The organism is Bacillus sp. F56 (assembly GCF_001748205.1).
In the GTDB taxonomy this organism is placed as follows: Bacteria; Bacillota; Bacilli; order Bacillales; family Bacillaceae; genus Bacillus; species Bacillus stercoris.
On sequence record NZ_BDFC01000009.1, the window covers coordinates 64,878 to 84,864 of the forward strand.

The following is a 19,987-nucleotide window of genomic DNA, read 5'->3' on the forward strand; positions in this document are numbered from 1 at the left end:
CTATAAGCTCTCACGCTGAAGAATCAAATTATGATGAAGATAAATACACAAGACTTTTATGGGCGTTGATATAATTAATTTAAGTTTATCTACTTTCTTATCAAAAAAAGATAAAGAAGATAGAGATCGCTAAGTAAGTCACTAGTGAATTGAGAAAGACAGTCAGAACTAGGGCTACACATGAAAAAGACCCGGAAATCGGCAATGTTCATTCTACCGAAATCCAGATCTGATTAGGACTTAATGAGACGATTTTAATACAAGCCTCGCCACTGCTTCAACATGAGCAGTCTGCGGGAACATATCGACAGGCTGAATATAGTCCACGCGATAGTCCTTCGACAGCGTCTGCAAATCCTTCGCAAGCGTGGATGGATTGCAGGAAACGTAGACGAAGCGTTTCGGTTTGACTTTTTTGATCGTGTCCAGGAACGTGCTGTCACAGCCGGTTCTTGGCGGGTCTACGATGACGACGTCCGGGCGGAAGCCTTCTTTCGTCCATTTCGGGAGCCAGTGCTCGGCTGTTCCTGTTACGTATGTGGCATTTGCCATGCCGTGTTTTTTGGCATTTTTCTTGGCATCGTCAATTGATTCCTTGATGACGTCCATGCCGCGGACTTCCTTCGCTCCGTCCGCCACCCACATGCCGATAGTGCCGACGCCGCAATACGCGTCAACGACTTTTTCTTTTCCGGTCAGCTGCGCCGCTTTTTTCACTTCGTCATACAGCTTGACGGTCTGTTCGGGATTGAGCTGGAAGAAAGCGCGGGCGCTCAATTCAAAAGATACATCGCCGAGCACCTCTTGGATCACTGTTTTTCCGGCGAGCGGTTTTGTTTTCTCACCGAAAATCACTGAGGTTTTCTCCCCGTTTACATTCTGAATAATGGATTTGACCTCTGGCAATCGCTTTTGAATGGCTTTGACGATTTCTTCCTTGTGCGGAAGCATTTCTTTTGCGGTTACAAGCACGACCTGCACTTCGCCTGTTTCAAAGCCGACTCTCGTCACGATCGTGCGAACGTCGCCTTTTCGTTTTCTTTCATTATAAACAGACACATTGAAGTCCTCTAAAATGCGGCGGACGATGCCTGTTGTTTTGTTGGTTGCCGGATGCTGAACGATACAATCTTTAATCGGCACGATGTCATGAGAATCAAGGCCGTATAAGCCGGCGATGATGCTGCCGCTTTGCGAGCGCCCGATCTGGAATTGGCTTTTGTTGCGGTAATTCCACGGATTGTCCATACCAATCGTTTCTTTGATTTCCATGTTCTCTACTTTAAACTTCGTATGGCGTTCAAGAGACTGAATGACGATGTCGCGTTTTTCCCGAAGCTGCTGACTGTATGCAAGGTGCTGGAGCTGACAACCGCCGCATTGTTCGTACACGGGGCAAGGCGGTGCCACCCGGTGCTCAGACGCTTTGCGGATTTTCTTAATGCGGCCCTCCGAAAACTTAGGCTGGACCTTTGTGGCCTGCACAACAACCTCTTCACCAGGAAGCGCGCCGGGCACGAAGACGACTTTTTTCTTAAAATAGCCGACACCTTCTCCGTTAATGCCGAGACGCTTAATCGTCAGCGGAAAGGTTTGTCCGACCTTCAGTTCGACGGGCGCCTGTTTCTTTTGTTGGTTCACGTTTTTCTCTCCGTTTCTATATGAAGCTTTCTGCGGATGGCAGAAAGTGAAATGTTTTTTCACATCTAACTAGTATAACACGTTTGCAGGTTTTCCTTCATTGTCAGATGAATTATTCAATACTCCTCCATAAATATAAAGACGCATAGCTTAAATAAGGCTCCCACTCCTTGCTCATCGCCAGCATGACATCCTTTGCCGGCTTATCGTCCAGCTGAAAATGGCGTTTGATGGCATTCTGGAGGCCGATATCGGCAAGCGGGAATAAATTGGGACGGCCAAGTCCGAACATGAGGACGTTTTGCACGGTCCACGGGCCGATGCCCCTGATTTTGATCAGTTTTTTCATAATGTCTTCATCCGCCATATGCGTTAGTTCTGACAAGCTGAGTGTGCCTTCTGCGATCATCCTTGATGTATCAATGGTGTATTCCGCTTTTCTCATGCTGAATTGCAGATCACGCAGATCCTGATAATCGAGTTTTGCAATCGTTTCCGGCTTTGGATAGCACCACACGCCATTCTTCTGCTCGCCAAATGCATGAACAAACCGTTCTGTTAGCGTGTAAGCGAAGGACAGATTGAGCTGCTGGTGGATGATGCATTTCATCATGCAGTTGTACACACTGTAGTCCAGAACAAGCGGTGTCCCGGCATGCTCTTCAAAAATGGCGGACAGACTCGTTTTTGAGAAATGATCCAGAACGTGCTGCAAATGATGTTCCCATTGAAAAATCCGCTTGATTTCCTTCATCATCTCATCCTGATCCGTTTCCCCGCTAACGAGAAACTCAGGCTTGTCAGCATGGCCTAACGCCTGTACTTTTACAATACATACGTCTCCCGCATGATTTCTGATCGGCACGCGGACTTCTCTCGCCTCTCGATCGACAGCATTGAGGGGGTCTAAAGACAGCCTGTCCAATACGCGGTCAAAATGATACGGCGGCGTGACAGATACTTTTTCCTTCCACATGTGATCCACCCTTTTTCCGTTTTTGTTCAGTATAACATGCCGCTGGAAACAGGCAGAGAGTACCGTATACTTTTCTCATAAAGACCGCATGATATAATGGCAGGTGGAGGGTTGTTTATGATCAACATTACCGCAATCACAACAGAGCATCAGCTGCTGAAAAATATACCGATTGAACGAGTGGAACAGCCTGATATTGCATGGTACTGGGTTGATTTTTACGGCCCGGAGGATACGGAAACGGCGTTATTGAGAGATTTTTTTCATTTTCATCCGCTTGCCATTGAGGATTGCTTCCAGCACATGCAGCGGCCGAAGCTTGACCATTATGATGGCTATCGTTTTTACGTGATTCATGCGCTGAATAAGGAAACACTAGAGACGGAGGAAGTCGATATTTTTCAGGGCGAACAATTTATCGTTACCTTTCATTTACACGAAACGCCCGGTATCGCCAAAGTCCGGGAGCGTTTGTATGCTTCACCGGACATATCTAAAAAAGGGCCTGGGCATATTTCTTATATGATCATGGATCAGCTTGTCGATGAATATTTTCCTCTCGTGTATAAAATTGAGGACCGGCTGAATGAAATCGAAGAAAGCCGCTCCCACAAAACGTATGGAACGCTGATGAACGAGGTGTTTGAACTCAGAACAGACCTATTGCATTTAAGACGGACAATTATCCCGATGCGTGATTTGCTCTATCGGATTTTAAGCCTTGACCATGTGAAAGAGCAGCGGGAAACGAAAGCCTACTTCAGTGACATATACGATCATTTGTTAAAGTTGTCTGAAATTGTGGAATCCAACCGGGACATGACGTCCGATTTGCGTGACAGCTACGTGACGCTAAACTCAAACCGGATGAATGCGATTATGATGACACTGACGATCGTGTCGACCATTTTCATCCCGCTCACCTTTATTGCCGGTGTATACGGTATGAACTTCGACTTCATGCCGGAGCTGCATTGGAAATACGGATATTTTGCTGTACTTGGCCTGATGGCCGCGCTTGTGATCGGGATGCTGATTTGGTTTGTACATAAAGGATGGTTCAATATTTTTAAATGAGGGCAGCGGGAAGCTGTTCTTTTTTGTTGTAAGCCGATTGCTATGCATATTCTGTTTATATTGTTTATAATGGAAAAAATATTCAGGGAGTGATCAGATTGAAAATTGCTGTCATCGGACTCGGCAATATGGGACAGCCCATTGCCCGAAATGTTCTTCAAGCAGGCTACGAATTGACTGTATATAACCGGACGAAACAAAAGACGGAAGAACTTGTCACAGCAGGCGCACAGGCAGCTGATACGCCGCGGCTGGCGGCAAAGTCCGCTGATATTGTCATGACAATGCTTGCAGATGATGATTCTGTCAGCGCCGTGACATTTGGAGAAGACGGGCTGCTTGAAGGATTAGCAGAGGATGGCATTCACATCTCGATGAGCACGATCAGTGTTGAATTCTCAGAGAAGCTCGCAGCGGCTCATGCAGAGAAAGGACAATCCTTTCTCGCCGCTCCCGTCCTTGGCAGACCGGATGCCGCAGCCAAAGCCGCGCTTCGCATCATAACAGCAGGACCGGCGGAAGCGAAGCAAACCGCCAAGCCTCTGCTCAATAGCCTCAGCCAGCAGGTATTTGACGTCGGCGAAGAAAGCAAGATAGCAAATGCAGCGAAAATCAGCATCAATTTCTTACTCGTGTCTATGCTGGAGGCGTTATCTGAATCTTTCTTAATGATGGAGAAGTACGGCTTAGAACAAAAACAATTTTTAGAAATTGCCAGCGCGCTTTTCGGCTCCCCCGTCTACCAAAATTACGGAACCATCATGGCCGAGCAGAAATTTGAGCCGGCCGGTTTCAAAATGTCATTAGGGCTGAAGGATACCAACCTGGCACTCGCCGCCGCAAAACAGGTTTCTGCAAATCTTCCTCTTGCCGAGCTGGCCAAGAGCCATTTTGAAAGCGGGATTGAACAAGGCTTCGGAGATCTGGATTGGGCCGCACTGATTAAATGTATAAAATAAAGAAAAGCCTCTCCGTTTCAGGAGAGGCTTTTCTCATTACAAGGACGGCATCTTCATTTCTTTCTCAAACATCAGATCATCAATGCTTTTAAAAGTGTAGCCTTGTTTTTTCAGGTCTGTGATCGCATCATCCAGTGCTTCAGCATTGTCTCTTGATACAGTGTGAAGCAGGTAAATAGCTCCTGGGTGCGCCTGCTTGATCATATGATCGTAAGCATATTTCTTCCCCTTCTGGTTATTGATTTTCCAATCAACAAAAGCGACTGACCAGAAAACGGTTTGATAGCCGAGGCGTTTCGTTTCTTTCAGTACGTACTCACTAAACACGCCGCGCGGCGGGCGCAAGTACAGGTTGTCCTGCTTTCCCGTAATTTTATAAACCTCTTCGTTGACTGAATCAAGCTCATCCTGAATCTGATCAGCTGTTTTTGTCGTTAAATCCGGATGGTGAAAGGAATGGTTGCCGATAATATGGCCCTCATCTGACATTCGTTTAATCAGCTGAGGCTGGTCCTTTACGAAATGCCCGGTGACAAAAAACGTTCCTGTTACGCGATGTTTTTTTAAGACATCAAGCACTTTTGGCGTATAGCCATTTTCATACCCATTATCAAACGTTAAGTAAATCGTTTTTTCCTTTGTATTCCCTAAATAAAACGCATCATATTTTTCAATTAAGCGGTTCAGCTGCTTCCCGGCATCTGGCGGCTGATGATTGACACTTCGTTTAAAGCCCCAATTAATCGGCTCATTCGGCACCGCTTCCGCCTGTGCTGCACTTCCGGCAAGCAATACGGCGGCGCAGCATATTGAACACATCCACTTCATGGCCAGCGCTCCTTCTGCATTTTTTCTTATTTTACAGATAGGGGCTTTGTTTTATACTGTTGCTTTATGCCAATAGAAAAAACCGCGCCGACGCGCGGTTTTATTCCCAATCTTTTTTAAAACGTTCGTATTTGGCTTCCAAGTCATCAAGCATGCTGATGAGCCTGTCTATATCTTCAACGTCGGTTGCTTCAGGGTCTAATGAATCGATGACGTTCATAAACATGTCAAGTCTGTTCTTTAAATAATCAATCTGCTGGTCTTTATTGTTTACGGCGTTCCCCATGCTGTTCCTCCATTCATTTTTTATTATGGTAGCTCATTTTTTGCGGTTTTTCAATTGCCGCGCTACTTGCGATCTTGGCAAATCAGGTCTAAAATTAACTGTTGGCAGCGTTAGTATGCCCATTTATAAAGGAGTTAGATAGTCATGACACAAAACACGAAGCTGCGTCCGATTACGCCTGAGTTTGATCCTTGGGAAGCCTATATGGATGTTGACCAATACGGAGACATGCAGCTGACAAACGTTGAATTCACAACGACGACACTTTGCAATATGAGATGCGAGCATTGTGCTGTAGGCTATACATTGCAGCCTAAAGACCCGAATGCTCTGCCAATAGATCTTCTGTTAAAACGGCTGGAGGAAATCCCTCGCCTGCGCTCCATCAGCATTACAGGCGGAGAGCCGATGCTATCGTTGAAATCAGTAAAAGAATATGTCGTTCCTTTATTGAAATACGCCCATGAACGGGGTGTGCGGACGCAAATTAATTCAAACCTGACCCTCGACATCGAGCGGTACGAATGGATCATTCCGTATCTCGATGTGCTACATATTTCTCATAACTGGGGTACAGTTGAAGATTTTGCTGAAATCGGCTTTGCCATGATGGACAGAAAACCGACCTTCGAACAGCGCGCGCGCTATTTTGAAAAAATGATCGAAAACAGCCGCACGCTCGTGGATGCCGGAGTAATGGTATCTGCGGAAACGATGCTGAACAAACGAACTCTTCCGCATATTGAGCATATTCACCGCCAAATCACAGAAGATATGAAATGTCAGCGTCATGAGGTCCACCCAATGTATCCAAGCGATTTCGCAAGCGCTCTTGAATCCCTCAGCCTGAAAGAGATGAGACAGGCCATTCACCGCTTGCTGGATATTCGTGATGAAAATACGTGGATGCTGTTCGGAACGCTGCCGTTTTATGCCTGCAGTCCGGACGAAGACGACCAAAAGCTGCTTCGCCGGCTTCGCTCGGCAAAAAACGTTACCGTGCGAAATGACCCTGACGGCCGTTCTCGCCTGAATGTAAACATTTTCGACGGAAACATTATCGTGACCGATTTCGGCGATACTCCGCCGCTTGGCAATATTCAGACGGACAGCCTCCCTTCCGCCTATGAAAAATGGAGAGAGACCAAGCTTGCAAAAGAACTGAGTTGCCACTGCCCGAATGTCCGGTGCCTCGGACCGAATGTTCTTGTCAAAAACACTTATTATCAGGATACAGATTTCACAAAACGTCAAGCCAGGAGTTAGATGCGGATGGAAGAAACACTTACAGAGATTTTCCAGAATAAAATCGTCGATATTCTCCTCGTTGCCGTTATCCTTTGGATTGGTGTCTTTATCATCAACCGGCTGGTACAGCTGTTTTTTAAACGGACGGACTTTATTGAAGAAAAAAAGGAAAAAACGATTGAAAGCCTTGTCCGTTCTGTCACCCAATATACGGCGACGATTGGATTTATCTTTTACGTTATTTCTTTATTTGTGCATGATTTCGGCAAGATATTAGCCGGAGCGGGCGTTGCAGGTATCGTGATCGGTTTTGGCGCCCAATCTCTGATCAAAGATGTGCTGGCCGGCGTCTTCTTAATATATGAACGCCAGCTGCACAAAGGCGATTATGTCACCGTCAACAACTTGTTTAACGGGACAGTGGAGGAGATCGGCCTTCGCTCGCTGCAAATCCGGGAATGGAGCGGCAAACTGCTCACCATCAGCAACGGCGAGGTCAGGCAGATAGAGAACTATAATATCCATTTTATGCGGATTATCGAATCCTTTCTCATCAGCTTTAAAGAAGATCCAGACCGCGTGTACAGCGTGTTGGAAGAGGCATGTGACATGCTGAATGAAGAGCTTCGTGATTCATTGAAGCGAGATGAATTCGGCAATCCGGCAGAACCGTTTCAAGTCCACGGCATCACCGCTTTGAATAAAATCAATCGCGGCGTCGAATTTACGGTGAAAGGCATGGTGAAGGATGATGATTATTTCAGCGCCAGCCTTGCAGCAAGACGAATACTCGTTCGCCAGCTGTACCAAAACAATGTGCAAATGCTTGAGGAAGCGGTCCGAATTGAGAGAACCCAATAAACAAAAAAACTGATTCCGAGTCGGAATCAGTTTTTTATTTATCTGAGCAGTGAGGAAAGCTGAAAGCCAAACGTGACATGATCTTGAACCGGAATCCATGCGCCGATTCCCTGTGACGTGACATTTTTCACGACGAGTTTTCGTTTATTTCCTTTCAGCACTAAGTACACTTCTCCATAAGTCACTTTTCCTTTTTCATTCACAGCCGGTGCATATGCATGTAGATAACCGATTTTTTTAGGAGCGACTTTATAAATCTGATCCCGTTTTGTGCCAGCCCCGATGACCGTCTCAAATGCTAGCGGAAGGTTCGTTTTCTTCATCGCTTTTTGCATCATCATGCTTTTGACATCTTCAGCATTCGGAACTTTAGCTGTCAGGCCGCCCTTTACTTTGTACTGCTGTTCCTGGGCATAATGCATTTCAGCCGTTTCTTTCTCGCCGCGGTTATCTGCACGGTTTGTATTGATTTTTTTATATTCCCAGTTTGCGACCGTTTCATTTGATTCATAGCCGAGCGCCCATTTCCCGAGAAATATTGTCGCACGGTACCCTACTGCAAGCGGTGTTCCGGATATGTTGGATTCATTCAGCATTTTGATGAGATGCGGGTTTTCAATCTCCACCTCAGAATGATCGAGCAATTCCTTTGCCAGCTTGCTCGGCTGAAGCATTGGCTGATCCTGTGAAGCGTTCGGATACGTGTTTTCCTTGGAAATGCTTGCGACAGAATTAGGAACCTTAAACTGCTTTTTCGCGTGGATGGGCTGAACGCCGAAAAAACTAAAGAATAACAACACGATAAGTGTGGAATGAAATAGCTTTTTCATCATATCACTCTTTCTATGGCATTTTCCCTTAGTCTTTTCATCCCGCTTTGTTGTTATCCAACATTTTTTCAGGTTAAAGAAGGAAAAAGCCGATCGCCATAATGACATATGCGGCAAGCAGTGTTGCCCCTTCAAACCAGTTGGAATCCCCGTCGTTCGAAATAGCGATCATCAAGAGAACCGCTGATACCATCGCGACGAGCTCCGGCAATGTAAAGACAAGCGGCATGCTTGTCGGGAAAAAGATAGAACAGATGACGAGCACCGGTGCGACAAACATAGCGATCTGCAGCGTAGAGCCGACTGCGATTTCAACCGCAACGTCCATTTTATTTTTGAAGGCCATAATAATCGCTGACGCGTGCTCCGCCGCATTTCCTACAATCGCCACGATGATGACCCCGATAAACAGCTCGCTCCAGCCGAACTGCTCAGCCACCGAGTGGAATGTGTGGACCAGGTTTTCGGATATGTATGCCACGACAATCGTTGCCGCAAACAACACAATCGTCGCAACCTTCCCTGACCATTCCGGCTGTTCATCCTCTTCATGCTGGGCGGCATTGTTTGGCTGATAAACTCCGCGGTGCGTGACGAGTTTAAAATACAGCGCCGCGACATATAACAGAATCATGATAATGCTGATGCCAATGCTTAAATTGAGCTTGCTCGCGTCTCCCATTCCAATAGAAAATACTTCGGGAATCACGAAGGCGACAATGACGGCAAAAATCAAAAGCCCCGAATTATGGCGCGCATCATGAATATTAAACTCTTGGCGCTTATACTTTAAACCGCCGACAAAAAACGATAGGCCCGCGACCAGCAGCAGGTTTCCCAGCACTGAACCGGTTAAAGAGGCAAGCACGATTCCTGTCAGGCCTTCCTTTAATGCAAAAAGGGAAATAATCAGTTCAACCGCATTCCCGAAGGTGGCGTTCAACAAACCGCCTATCCGGGGTCCTGCAATAATGGACAGTGATTCTGTCGCCCTTCCCATATAGCTTGCAAGCGCGATAATTGTCACGCAGTAAACGGCAAAAAGAACCGCGGAAGGCCAATGCATCAAACTGCCAATCACAGAAAGCGGAACACCGGCCGCCACTAAAATAAAAAAGATACGATTCATGGTGAAATGGCTCCTTTATTATGACTTGTTTTATCTTTATTCTTCTCAAAAACCTTCATGATTACACGAAGGCAAATGTTTAGCGTGATATAGGCTTTTTTCAGGTTGCCTGCTTTTGGAAAACGTTGTACGATCAACATAGATTCCACATAAGGAGAACGACACGATGTCACGATTTCATTTCTTTATCCTTGTCTTGCTCGTTTCCATTTCCGGGTTTTCACAAGGCATGCTGCTGCCTGTCATTTCAATCATTTTTGAAACAAATGGAGAATCCGCTGCTGTCAACGGCCTGCATGCGACCGGACTGTATATCGGCGTGCTTTTGGCTTCGCCGTTTATGGAAGCGCCGCTTAGAAAACTCGGATTCAAGCCGCTGATCGTCATGGGCGGAAGCATTGTCATTTTAAGCTTATTCGGATTTATTTGGCTTCAGTCAGTTTGGGTCTGGTTCCTGCTTCGCCTGTTTATTGGAATCGGCGACCATATGCTTCACTTTTCTACGCAAACGTGGGTAACCTCCATGTCATCAAAACAAAATCGCGGAAAAAACCTGTCTATTTACGGGCTTTCCTTTGGCCTTGGATTTGCCGCGGGCCCGTTCATGGTGCCGCTTGTCAAGCTGAGCCCGTCGCTTCCTTTTATCGTGTCCGGCTGCATCAGTCTGTTTGCGTGGCTTTTTGTTTTCTTTCTACAAAATGCATACCCGCAAACCAGTCCTCATGAAACCAAATCTGACAATAGTTTCAGGCGGTTTTATCAGGCCATGCTGTTTGGATGGGTTGCCTTTATGCCTACATTTGGCTACGGGTTTCTGGAGACGGCGCTGAACGGAAGCTTTCCCGTTTACGCGCTCCGTTTGGGGATATCAGTAGACGCAGTAGCGATCATCCTTCCCGCATTTGCGATTGGAAGCATTATCTTTCAGTTTCCGCTCGGCATCCTCAGCGATAAATACGGCAGGCGGAATGTGCTGCTGGTGATTTTACTGACTGGGGCTCTTTGCTTTTTGATCGCCGGTGTATTCCCTTTGCCTTACGTGATCGGCTGCTGCTTTTTTATTGCGGGAATGGCTGTCGGATCAACCTTTACACTTGGCATCAGCTATATGACAGATCTTCTCCCGCCTCATCTCCTGCCGGCGGGTAACCTGCTTTGCGGCATTACATTCAGTCTTGGCAGCATTCTCGGCCCAATTGCCGGCGGCTGGTATATGCAGACATTTGAAAACGCAAACTTGTTCTACTTCATTACTCTTACGCTTAGCGCTGTATGGCTGGCCCTTGTGCTGGGCAAACCGAAAAGCTGGTCACCGGCTGAAACCTATTCTTCATCTTCCTAATCAAAAAGCCTCCCGACATGATGTCAGGAGGCTTTGATGCTAATGGTAGCCGTTTTGTCCGTTGGCGCTTCCGCTTGTTTTATGGCTCGATTTGCTTTTCGAGTTTTGTTTGTTATGGCTTCCGCCTTTTTTCGTATGCTTGGTCATCACGATATCCCCCCGACTTCTTTTTGAACCGAAGTTCGTTTATAGGATGCACTAATGGTAGGGGTTTTCATCAGGAAGCTTTTTACGTTTATGTAAAAGAGCGTTGATTTCTCCGCCTAGGATAATTAAAATACCGCTCAAGTAAAACCAAATCATCAGAACGATGATTCCCCCGATGCTCCCGTAAGTGGCGCTATAGTTCGCAAACGTGCTGACGTAAAACGAAAACAATGTGCTGACAATGATCCAGCCGAGGGTCGCAAAGACCGCACCCGGCATGACAAACCGGAGAGACAGCTTTTTGTTCGGTGCAATCACATACAGCGCGGAAAAAACAATCAGAAGCACAAGAGGGCTTACACCCCAGCGAATGGCGGCCCAGACGGATAAAAACAGATCCGACGCCCCGACAAAGTCAGAAGCGAGCCTTCCAATCTCCCGGCCAAATACCGGCAGAAGCAAAGCCACTAAAATCGTAAATACCATGGCAATCGTCAAAAAAATCGAGGTTAGACGAACAATGATAAAAGAACGGTTTTCTTCCACATCATACGCGTGGTTTAACGACCGGACGATCGCGTTCATTCCATTAGACGCTGACCATAATGCGGCGATAATCCCGAAGGACAGCAAACCGCCATTTCGATTATTTAAGGTTTGATGGGTAATGGATTCAACGAGAGACATCGCACTGGCGGGAGCATATTGTTCTATGACTCCTAAAACATCATCGGTAGAAAGCGGAAGATACGCGGTGAGCGTCAGCATAAAAATCAAAAACGGAAACAGTGACAATAGAAAAAAATACGCCAGCTCCGCTGATTTGCTTTGTCCTTCGTGAAGGGTGTACCTGCTGAAAAGCTCTTTCAAAAAACTCATGTCGCCTCACCTCGCATGTTTAATCATTTTTTTGAAAAATGCTCTTTCGTTTCTTGCACAAGTTCCATCACTTGCGGTGTTGTTTTCTTCAGCTCTTTCACCTGCTGATTCACAAAGTCGACTTCCTTTGAAAGCGTTTGGGCGAGCTTTTTGGCCTCATCCACTTTTGTGATGACAGTGTTTCTTAACAGCTCCGGATTGCTTTTATACAGTGAAAGTTTATGCTTGCATGTCAGCCATCTCATGCCGCACGCCTGTCTTGTCGGCTTATGGAGCAGTGATAACGCCGCGCCTGCCGCAGCTCCGAGAAATATCCCTTTCAGCATTAAACGTTCGTTGTTCATGCAAATTCTCCTTTCACTCACAATTGTTTTTCTTTTTGAATCGACGCAAGCAGATGCTCACAGCCCGATTTGATTAATTGGCAAACCTCTTCAAAATTCCCCGTGTAGTAAGGATCGGGAACATCGGCTAGATCTGAATCTTCAACATAGTCCAAAAGCCTTTTGATATGCGGGGTGTTTTTAAATCCCGCCATGCTTCTGAGACTTCCGATATTTTCTGCATCCATTGCAATGATGTAATCAAAATCGGCCAGATCCTGTTCGCTGACTTGACGCGCCAGCATGCCATCAAAGCTGATTCCTTCTCTTCGCAATATCTCCTGCGTTCCCTCATGCGGGGGATTGCCGATGTGCCAGCCGCCAATACCGGCTGAGTCCGTCTTGATTTTCCCCGCTAATCCTTTTTTGGCTGCCAAGTCCCGAAAAATCGCTTCCGCCATCGGAGACCGGCAAATGTTTCCTAAACAAACAAATAACACGCTTATCATGTTGTGCAACCTCCCTATTCTTTGCCCCTATTTCTCTAAAAAGAAACCTTCATGAATATCTTAGTAGGATGTTCATTTCCTTTTCAACTGATGTCTTCACTTTTTTGGAATAAACAGCCTGCTTTTAGAATAGGGTTTTTTTCTGAAGGAATTCTGTTAGAATAAAACATACCTATATTGCGTAAAGAAAGGATGGAATCATTTGTCCAGCCCAAATACAGAAACATTAACTCAAATGATTGAAGAGATTTCCCAAAAGCTGAACATGCTGAACGTCGGCGTGATCAAAGCGGAGGATTTCAGTGATGAGAAGATCGAAGACCTCACGTACCTTCACCGCATGGTGATGAAAAAAGAATCATTCAGCCCAAGTGAAATGCAGGCAATTGCTCAAGAACTAGCCTCGCTTCGCAAATAATGGAGACTGGCCGGAAACTCGGCGAGTCTTTTTTATCATTGCCTCAAAACCAATTTTCCTTAACAGGCGCCATTTATATCTGCTTAATTTTTGCATTCGAAGAAACAGGCTGCCAAACATGATACTCATGACAGTGTTCGAATAAGTTGTGAAGGAGTACAAGCATGAAAACGTCACATATCAAAACAGCATCCGGAATGTATATCAACTACTTCTTTCTGGGGATGGTCAATATCATTCTCGCATCCAATATGCCCTCTTTAACAAAACAATGGAATACCGATCCGACCGGCATCAGTTATGTCATTGCCGCTATCGGGTTCGGCAAACTGCTGACATACGGCATTTCCGGGGTTTTATCTGATAGAATCGGCAGAAAGCCGCTTGTTGTCGCTTCTGCGGGAATTATGGCCGTCTTTTTAGTCGGTATTCCTTTATCACCGAGCTATGAGCTGGCGTTTGTGTTCGCCTTATTAGCGGGAGTTGCAAATTCAGCGATGGACGCAGGAACATATCCCGCCCTGACCGAACTCTTCCCGGCTGCTTCCGGTTCGGCGAATGTCTTGGTCAAAGCCTTTATGTCTGTCGGGGCAGCCCTTTTGCCGCTTTTGATCACATTTTTAGCAGACCACAGCATGTTTTACGGATTTGCTTTTTATCTGCCGGCAGCGGTCTACCTCCTGAATATTATTTATTTATCAACGCTTTCGTTTCCTAAAAAACATAAGAAACCAACTGATAGCGGCCAACAGGAATCTTCCGTTTTCTTGTCTGAACCTGTTTTTCAGAAAGAAGGCACCGCACTGATTATCATTGGTTTTACATCCACGGCTTTATTTACGGTTTCTCAAATCTGGCTCCCGAGCTACGCGCAAAAGGCAGCCGGGTTAGCTGAATCAGCATCCGTACAATTGCTGAGCTATTATAGTATAGGGTCTCTGGCATCTGTTTTATTATTAGCCGTTTTGCTGAACAGATGGGTCAAACCTGTCTTCATAACGCTCTTATATCCTATTATTACTTTATGTACGCTCGCAGTTATGCTGACGGTTCATACCCCAGTCGTGCTGGACATCACGGCCTTTTTCTTAGGCTTTTCTACTGCAGGTGTGTTTCAAATGACCATTACGTTAATGACAGAGCTGTTCTGGAAGCGAAAAGGAACCGTTACCGGAATTGTAGCGACCGCTTCAAGCCTTGCATCGATTCTGCTGCCAATTGCAACAGGCCTTATCGCAAAAGCGGGAGGCATCGCCCATATTTTCATGTTCGACTTCGGCATTGCGGTCATCGGAACGGCTGCAGCGGCTTTCTTGTATTACAGGTACAAGAAGCTGACAGGCGCTCAAGCCTAAGCAACAAAAAAACGGACGCCCGGGAGCGTCCGTTTTTCTTATTTCTCAAGCAGTGCCAATGATTCGCGGTTAAATGCCGGAATGTCGTCCGGTGTGCGGCTAGTGACCAATTGATCTTGGCAAACAACCACTTCCTTGTCCACAACGTCGGCACCGGCGTTTTCCATGTCAACACGAATGGACGTATAGCCTGTCGCTTTTCGGCCGTCGAGCGCTTTCGCATTGATTAAAAGCTGCGGGCCGTGGCAAATGGCGAATACCGGTTTTTTGTCAGTCATAAACGCTTTTGTAAATTGGACGAAACGATCGTCAGCGCGAAGCTGGTCTGGTGAAAATCCTCCAGGAATCAAAAGCGCATCAAAGTCTGAAGGGTTTACGTCGTCAATGGAAGCGTCAACTGTCACTTCCGCTTTCCCCTGCTTGCCTTTTACTGTTTTTCCTTTTTCAGTTTCGATGACAGTCAGTTCATGTCCCGCTTCTTTAAAAGCTTTCGCAGGCTCAGTGTACTCGCTGTCCTCAAAGTAATCTGTCAAAACAACTGCAATTTTTTTCCCCATGGTTCATAACCTCCCGCTTTAGATGTCTACATAAAACACTCTACCCCAGCCACACTAAAATAAACATTTTGCGAATATGGACAAGAGATAAGCATAAATACCCAGCATTTGTCGTTTGAAGCTGCTACATAGTACTCATTTTTCTCCCTTTTACAATAATCATAAAGAAACACCTACAAATAGTTACAAAATATTCTTACAATAGGAGCTGTAACACAAATTTCGTTGAAAGGTGGAGAACTGGTGAGAATACAGAAAAGACGAACACACGTCGGAAACATTCTCCGTATTCTTTTGCCCCCAATTATGATACTTAGCCTAATCCTCCCAACACCACCCATTCATGCAGAAGAAAGCGCGGCTCCTCAGGTGCATCTGAGTATTTTGGCCACGACTGATATTCATGCCAATATGATGGATTATGATTACTACAGCGACAAAGAAACGACGGATTTCGGGCTGGCAAGAACGGCGCAGCTGATCCAAAAGCACCGCGAGCAAAACCCTAACACCCTGCTTGTGGATAACGGCGACTTGATTCAAGGGAACCCGCTGGGTGAATACGCGGTGAAATATCAAAAAGACGACATTATCTCCGGCGCGAAAACCCATCCGATTATCAGCGTCATGAATGCGCTGAAATACGACGCCGGGACGCTTGGCAATCACGAATTCAACTACGGACTCGACTTTCTCGACGGCACAATCAAAGGAGCCGATTTCCCGATTGTCAATGCCAACGTCAAAACAACTAGCGGCGAAAACCGTTATACGCCGTATGTGATAAAAGAGAAAACGGTCACTGATGAAAACGGCAAGGAGCAGAAAATAAAAGTCGGCTACATAGGCTTTGTCCCCCCGCAAATCATGACATGGGACAAAAAGAATCTTGAGGGGCAGGTTCAGGTGCAGGATATCGTAGAATCCGCCAATGAAACAATCCCGAAAATGAAGGCGGAAGGCGCAGATGTCATTATTGCCCTCGCCCACACCGGCATTGAAAAGCAGGCGCAATCATCAGGCGCAGAAAACGCCGTGTTTGACCTTGCCACTAAAACGAAAGGCATTGATGCGATTATCTCGGGCCATCAGCACGGGCTCTTTCCTTCCGCGGAGTATGCAGGTGCTGCTCAATTCGATGTGGAAAAAGGAACGATTAACGGCATTCCTGTCGTCATGCCAAGCAGCTGGGGCAAATACTTAGGCGTGATTGACCTCAAACTTGAAAAGGCGGACGGCTCATGGAAGGTTGCAGATTCCAAAGGCAGTATTGAATCTATTGCCGGCACCGTCACATCCAGAAACGAAACCGTTACAAACACCATTCAGCAAACACACCAAAACACACTGGAGTATGTTCGAAAGCCAGTCGGCAAAACCGAAGCAGAAATTAACAGCTTCTTTGCCCAGGTCAAAGATGATCCTTCCATTCAAATCGTTACTGATGCGCAAAAATGGTACGCCGAAAAAGAAATGAAGGATACCGAGTACAAGGACCTGCCGATTTTATCAGCCGGAGCGCCGTTTAAAGCAGGCGGCAGAAACGGAGCCAATTACTACACAAACATTCCGGCCGGAGATCTTGCGATTAAAAATGTCGGTGACTTGTATCTTTACGATAATACTGTCCAAATCGTCAAACTGACAGGCAGCGAAGTGAAGGACTGGCTGGAGATGTCAGCAGGCCAATTCAATCAAATTGATCCATCTAAAGGCGGCGATCAGGCCTTGCTGAACGAGAATTTCCGCTCCTATAATTTTGACGTGATTGACGGCGTCACATATCAAGTCGATGTGACAAAACCGGCTAAATACAATGAGAACGGAAAAGTGGTTCATGCGGATTCATCCCGGATCATCAACCTTTCCTATGAAGGCAAGCCGATCAGCCCAAGCCAGGAATTTCTTGTGGTCACCAATAATTATCGTGCGTCCGGAGGCGGCGGGTTCCCTCATCTGACGAGCGATAAAATTGTCCACGGCTCTGCGGTTGAAAACAGGCAAGTGCTGATGGATTACATTATTGAACAAAAAACAGTCAATCCAAAAGCAGACAACAACTGGTCAATCGCGCCTGTTTCCGGTGCGAATGTGACGTTTGAATCCTCGCTTTTGGCCAAGCCATTTGCTGATAAAGCAGACGACGTCGCTTATGTAGGCAAGTCTGCGAATGAAGGCTATGGTGTGTATAAGCTGCAATTCGATGATGATTCAAATCCAGATCCACCTAAAGACGGACTGTGGGATCTGACTGTCATGCACACGAATGACACGCACGCCCATCTCGATGACGCAGCGAGACGAATGACGAAAATTAACGAAGTGCGCAGCGAAACAAACCACAACATTCTCCTTGATGCGGGAGATGTGTTTTCCGGTGATCTGTATTTCACAAAATGGAACGGTTTGGCCGATTTGAAAATGATGAATATGATGGGCTATGACGCCATGACCTTCGGAAACCATGAATTTGACAAAGGCCCGACAGTGCTTTCTGATTTTCTAAGCGGAAACAGCGCGACCGTTGATCCAGCGAACCGCTATCACTTTGAAGCGCCGGAATTTCCGATTGTCAGTGCAAACGTAGATGTGTCAAATGAGCCCAAACTGAAATCATTTGTCAAAAAGCCGCAAACCTTTACGGCAGGTGAAAAGAAAGAGGCCGGCATCCACCCTTACATTTTGTTAGACGTTGACGGGGAGAAAGTCGCCGTATTCGGACTGACAACGGAAGATACGGCCACCACCTCAAGTCCGGGCAAAAGCATCGTATTCAATGATGCCTTTGAAACAGCACAAAACACCGTCAAAGCGATTCAGGAAGAAGAAAAGGTAAATAAAATTATTGCTTTAACCCACATTGGTCATAACCGTGACCTTGAGCTCGCCAAAAAAGTAAAAGGCATTGACTTGATCATCGGCGGACACACTCACACCCTCGTTGACAAAATGGAGGTCGTAAACAACGAAGAACCGACGATCGTGGCGCAGGCAAAAGAATACGGCAAATTTTTGGGGCGCGTTGATGTCGCGTTTGATAAAAACGGCGTTGTGCAAACCAACAAATCAAATCTGAGCGTGCTGCCAATTGATGAACATACAGAAGAAAACGCAGAAGCAAAACAAGAGCTCGATCAGTTCAAGAGTGAATTAGAAGACGTCAAAAATGAAAAAGTCGGCTATACGGATGTGGCGCTTGACGGCCAGCGTGAGCATGTGCGTACGAAAGAAACGAATCTCGGAAACTTCATCGCGGATGGTATGCTGGCAAAAGCGAAAGAAGCAGCCGGCGCCAGAATAGCGATAACAAATGGCGGCGGCATCAGAGCCGGCATTGACAAAGGGGATATCACACTCGGCGAGGTGCTCAACGTAATGCCGTTCGGCAATACGCTTTACGTGGCCGATTTAACCGGAAAACAAATTAAAGAAGCCCTTGAACAAGGCCTAAGCAATGTGGAAAACGGCGGCGGCGCTTTCCCTCAGGTAGCCGGAATCGAATATACCTTTACATTAAACAACGAACCTGGACACCGTGTGTTAGACGTGAAAATTGAATCGCCTAACGGAGACAAAGTTGCTATAAATACGGATGATACCTACCGCGTGGCAACAAATAATTTTGTCGGCGCCGGAGGAGACGGATATTCTGTCTTTACACAAGCCTCCCATGGTGAAGACCTTGGCTACGTTGATTATGAGATTTTCACCGAACAGCTGAAAAAACTAGGAAACAAGGTATCTCCTAAAATTGAAGGACGGATCAAAGAAGTATTCCTGCCGACAAAGCAGAAGGACGGCAGCTGGACACTTGATGAAGACAAATTTGCGATTTACGCTAAAAATGCCAACACGCCGCTTGTCTATTATGGAACACATGAAGGATCACAAGAGAAGCCTATCAATCTTAAAGTGAAGAAAGATCAGGTCCAACTTTTGAAAGAAAGAGAGTCAGATCCTTCATTGACGGTGTTCAACTACTGGTACAGCATGAAGATGCCAATGGCGAACCTTAAAACCGCAGACACTGCAATCGGAATCAAGTCGACGGGAGAGTTGGATGTGTCATTGGCAGATGTATATGACTTTACAGTAAAGCAAAAAGGAAAAGAGATAAAATCCTTCAAGGAGCCCGTTCAGCTTTCGCTTCGCATGTTTGATATTGAAGAAGCCCATAACCCTGCCATTTATCACGTCGACAGAAAAAAGAAAGCTTTCACAAAGACAGATCACGGATCAGTTGACGATGATATGGTGACAGGATATACAAACCACTTCAGCGAATACACGATCTTAAATTCCGGAGAGAACAACAAACCGCCGGCATTCCCGTCAGATCAACCGACAGGCGGGGATGACGGCAATCATGGCGGCGGCTCCGACAAACCTGGCGGAAAACAGCCGACTGACGGGAACGGAGGAAATGATACGCCTCCTGGCACTCAACCGACTAACGGTTCGGGCGGGTCAGGAACAGACGGTCCGGCTGGCGGTCTGCTTCCGGACACAGCCACATCCATGTACTCGATCCTGTTGGCTGGATTTCTGATTAGCGCACTCGGCACGGCATTGTACTTACATCAAAGGAGAAAACAGAATAGAGCGAATCAGGCATAAAAAAG

At 46.3% G+C, this 19,987-nt stretch carries 18 protein-coding genes; 8 read left to right on the top strand and 10 right to left on the bottom strand.

From position 1 onward, the window contains the following. Window positions 1-240: 240 nt before the first annotated feature. Entirely contained in the window at window positions 241-1,641 is a 1,401-nt protein-coding gene (gene rlmD / locus BFW96_RS15855) for a 23S rRNA (uracil(1939)-C(5))-methyltransferase RlmD (protein WP_069839970.1), read from the bottom strand. A gap of 112 nt (window positions 1,642-1,753) precedes the next feature. Beyond that, the gene (locus BFW96_RS15860) at window positions 1,754-2,617 is read right to left on the bottom strand and encodes a DNA-3-methyladenine glycosylase family protein (protein ID WP_069839971.1); all 864 of its coding nucleotides are present in this window, start codon (window positions 2,615-2,617) and stop codon (window positions 1,754-1,756) included. 117 nt (window positions 2,618-2,734) lie between these two features. On the opposite strand from BFW96_RS15860, the gene corA reads away from it, so the two are divergent. Further along, complete coding sequence (corA, locus tag BFW96_RS15865; protein WP_040083730.1) at window positions 2,735-3,694, top strand: magnesium/cobalt transporter CorA; 960 nt, start codon at window positions 2,735-2,737, stop codon at window positions 3,692-3,694. Between the two features lie 98 nt (window positions 3,695-3,792). Beyond that, window positions 3,793-4,653, top strand: a complete 861-nt coding sequence (locus BFW96_RS15870; protein WP_069839972.1) for an NAD(P)-dependent oxidoreductase — start codon at window positions 3,793-3,795, stop codon at window positions 4,651-4,653. Window positions 4,654-4,689: 36 nt separating this feature from the next. On the opposite strand, the gene pdaA is transcribed toward BFW96_RS15870, so the two are convergent. Continuing rightward, window positions 4,690-5,481 (bottom strand): delta-lactam-biosynthetic de-N-acetylase, encoded by a 792-nt coding sequence (gene pdaA, locus BFW96_RS15875; protein WP_069839973.1) that lies wholly within the window; start codon window positions 5,479-5,481, stop codon window positions 4,690-4,692. Window positions 5,482-5,581: 100 nt separating this feature from the next. Continuing rightward, window positions 5,582-5,767, bottom strand: a complete 186-nt coding sequence (locus tag BFW96_RS15880) for an SE1561 family protein (protein ID WP_003223132.1) — start codon at window positions 5,765-5,767, stop codon at window positions 5,582-5,584. A gap of 144 nt (window positions 5,768-5,911) precedes the next feature. On the opposite strand from BFW96_RS15880, the gene yfkAB reads away from it, so the two are divergent. Together yfkAB and mscC are read left to right on the top strand one after the other, a co-directional pair. Then, window positions 5,912-7,033 carry a radical SAM/CxCxxxxC motif protein YfkAB gene (gene yfkAB / locus BFW96_RS15885; protein WP_040083733.1) on the top strand — a complete coding sequence of 374 codons (1,122 nt, stop codon included), beginning with the start codon at window positions 5,912-5,914 and terminating at the stop codon, window positions 7,031-7,033. Further along, window positions 7,034-7,876: a mechanosensitive ion channel protein MscC gene (mscC, locus tag BFW96_RS15890; RefSeq protein WP_082033036.1), complete on the top strand. Its 843-nt coding sequence runs from the start codon at window positions 7,034-7,036 to the stop codon at window positions 7,874-7,876. 38 nt (window positions 7,877-7,914) lie between these two features. Here the strand turns inward: mscC and BFW96_RS15895 are convergent, their stop codons facing one another. Together BFW96_RS15895 and cax are read right to left on the bottom strand one after the other, a co-directional pair. Further along, window positions 7,915-8,709: a YfkD famly protein gene (locus BFW96_RS15895; protein WP_083252905.1), complete on the bottom strand. Its 795-nt coding sequence runs from the start codon at window positions 8,707-8,709 to the stop codon at window positions 7,915-7,917. Window positions 8,710-8,779: 70 nt separating this feature from the next. Further along, the gene (gene cax / locus BFW96_RS15900) at window positions 8,780-9,835 is read right to left on the bottom strand and encodes a calcium/proton exchanger (RefSeq protein WP_069839975.1); all 1,056 of its coding nucleotides are present in this window, start codon (window positions 9,833-9,835) and stop codon (window positions 8,780-8,782) included. A 166-nt stretch (window positions 9,836-10,001) separates the two neighbouring features. Here cax and BFW96_RS15910 point away from each other — a divergent pair, with 166 nt between their 5' ends. After that, window positions 10,002-11,177 (top strand): MFS transporter, encoded by a 1,176-nt coding sequence (locus BFW96_RS15910; protein ID WP_069839977.1) that lies wholly within the window; start codon window positions 10,002-10,004, stop codon window positions 11,175-11,177. Between the two features lie 198 nt (window positions 11,178-11,375). Here BFW96_RS15910 and BFW96_RS15920 read toward each other — a convergent pair whose 3' ends face one another. From BFW96_RS15920 to yfkJ, 3 genes are read right to left on the bottom strand one after another with little or no spacing between them, the layout of a single operon-like run. Beyond that, window positions 11,376-12,203: a YihY family inner membrane protein gene (locus BFW96_RS15920; protein ID WP_014663205.1), complete on the bottom strand. Its 828-nt coding sequence runs from the start codon at window positions 12,201-12,203 to the stop codon at window positions 11,376-11,378. A gap of 23 nt (window positions 12,204-12,226) precedes the next feature. After that, the gene (locus BFW96_RS15925; protein WP_069149175.1) at window positions 12,227-12,547 is read right to left on the bottom strand and encodes a hypothetical protein; all 321 of its coding nucleotides are present in this window, start codon (window positions 12,545-12,547) and stop codon (window positions 12,227-12,229) included. A gap of 17 nt (window positions 12,548-12,564) precedes the next feature. Next, complete coding sequence (yfkJ, locus tag BFW96_RS15930; protein ID WP_040083737.1) at window positions 12,565-13,035, bottom strand: protein-tyrosine-phosphatase; 471 nt, start codon at window positions 13,033-13,035, stop codon at window positions 12,565-12,567. A 202-nt stretch (window positions 13,036-13,237) separates the two neighbouring features. Here yfkJ and BFW96_RS15935 point away from each other — a divergent pair, with 202 nt between their 5' ends. Beyond that, window positions 13,238-13,453 carry a DUF1128 domain-containing protein gene (locus BFW96_RS15935; RefSeq protein WP_003243712.1) on the top strand — a complete coding sequence of 72 codons (216 nt, stop codon included), beginning with the start codon at window positions 13,238-13,240 and terminating at the stop codon, window positions 13,451-13,453. Window positions 13,454-13,617: 164 nt separating this feature from the next. Beyond that, complete coding sequence (locus BFW96_RS15940) at window positions 13,618-14,808, top strand: MFS transporter (protein WP_014663201.1); 1,191 nt, start codon at window positions 13,618-13,620, stop codon at window positions 14,806-14,808. 38 nt (window positions 14,809-14,846) lie between these two features. On the opposite strand, the gene yfkM is transcribed toward BFW96_RS15940, so the two are convergent. After that, window positions 14,847-15,365 carry a general stress protein 18 gene (yfkM, locus tag BFW96_RS15945; protein ID WP_014663200.1) on the bottom strand — a complete coding sequence of 173 codons (519 nt, stop codon included), beginning with the start codon at window positions 15,363-15,365 and terminating at the stop codon, window positions 14,847-14,849. A gap of 243 nt (window positions 15,366-15,608) precedes the next feature. Between yfkM and BFW96_RS15950 the strand changes: the two genes are divergently transcribed. Next, window positions 15,609-19,982: a multifunctional 2',3'-cyclic-nucleotide 2'-phosphodiesterase/3'-nucleotidase/5'-nucleotidase gene (locus BFW96_RS15950; protein ID WP_083252906.1), complete on the top strand. Its 4,374-nt coding sequence runs from the start codon at window positions 15,609-15,611 to the stop codon at window positions 19,980-19,982. The last annotated feature ends 5 nt before the right edge of the window (window positions 19,983-19,987 follow it).

Excerpts from the sequence above, each read along its gene's own strand:
- BFW96_RS15860 (WP_069839971.1), bottom strand. The coding sequence starts at position 2,617 with ATGTGGAAGGAAAAAGTATCTGTCACGCCGCCGTATCATTTTGACCGC.
- corA (WP_040083730.1), top strand. The coding sequence starts at position 2,735 with ATGATCAACATTACCGCAATCACAACAGAGCATCAGCTGCTGAAAAAT.
- pdaA (WP_069839973.1), bottom strand. The coding sequence starts at position 5,481 with ATGAAGTGGATGTGTTCAATATGCTGCGCCGCCGTATTGCTTGCCGGA.
- BFW96_RS15880 (WP_003223132.1), bottom strand. The coding sequence starts at position 5,767 with ATGGGGAACGCCGTAAACAATAAAGACCAGCAGATTGATTATTTAAAG.
- yfkAB (WP_040083733.1), top strand. The coding sequence starts at position 5,912 with ATGACACAAAACACGAAGCTGCGTCCGATTACGCCTGAGTTTGATCCT.
- mscC (WP_082033036.1), top strand. The coding sequence starts at position 7,034 with ATGCGGATGGAAGAAACACTTACAGAGATTTTCCAGAATAAAATCGTC.
- BFW96_RS15895 (WP_083252905.1), bottom strand. The coding sequence starts at position 8,709 with ATGATGAAAAAGCTATTTCATTCCACACTTATCGTGTTGTTATTCTTT.
- cax (WP_069839975.1), bottom strand. The coding sequence starts at position 9,835 with ATGAATCGTATCTTTTTTATTTTAGTGGCGGCCGGTGTTCCGCTTTCT.
- BFW96_RS15910 (WP_069839977.1), top strand. The coding sequence starts at position 10,002 with ATGTCACGATTTCATTTCTTTATCCTTGTCTTGCTCGTTTCCATTTCC.
- BFW96_RS15920 (WP_014663205.1), bottom strand. The coding sequence starts at position 12,203 with ATGAGTTTTTTGAAAGAGCTTTTCAGCAGGTACACCCTTCACGAAGGA.
- BFW96_RS15925 (WP_069149175.1), bottom strand. The coding sequence starts at position 12,547 with ATGAACAACGAACGTTTAATGCTGAAAGGGATATTTCTCGGAGCTGCG.
- yfkJ (WP_040083737.1), bottom strand. The coding sequence starts at position 13,035 with ATGATAAGCGTGTTATTTGTTTGTTTAGGAAACATTTGCCGGTCTCCG.
- BFW96_RS15940 (WP_014663201.1), top strand. The coding sequence starts at position 13,618 with ATGAAAACGTCACATATCAAAACAGCATCCGGAATGTATATCAACTAC.
- yfkM (WP_014663200.1), bottom strand. The coding sequence starts at position 15,365 with ATGGGGAAAAAAATTGCAGTTGTTTTGACAGATTACTTTGAGGACAGC.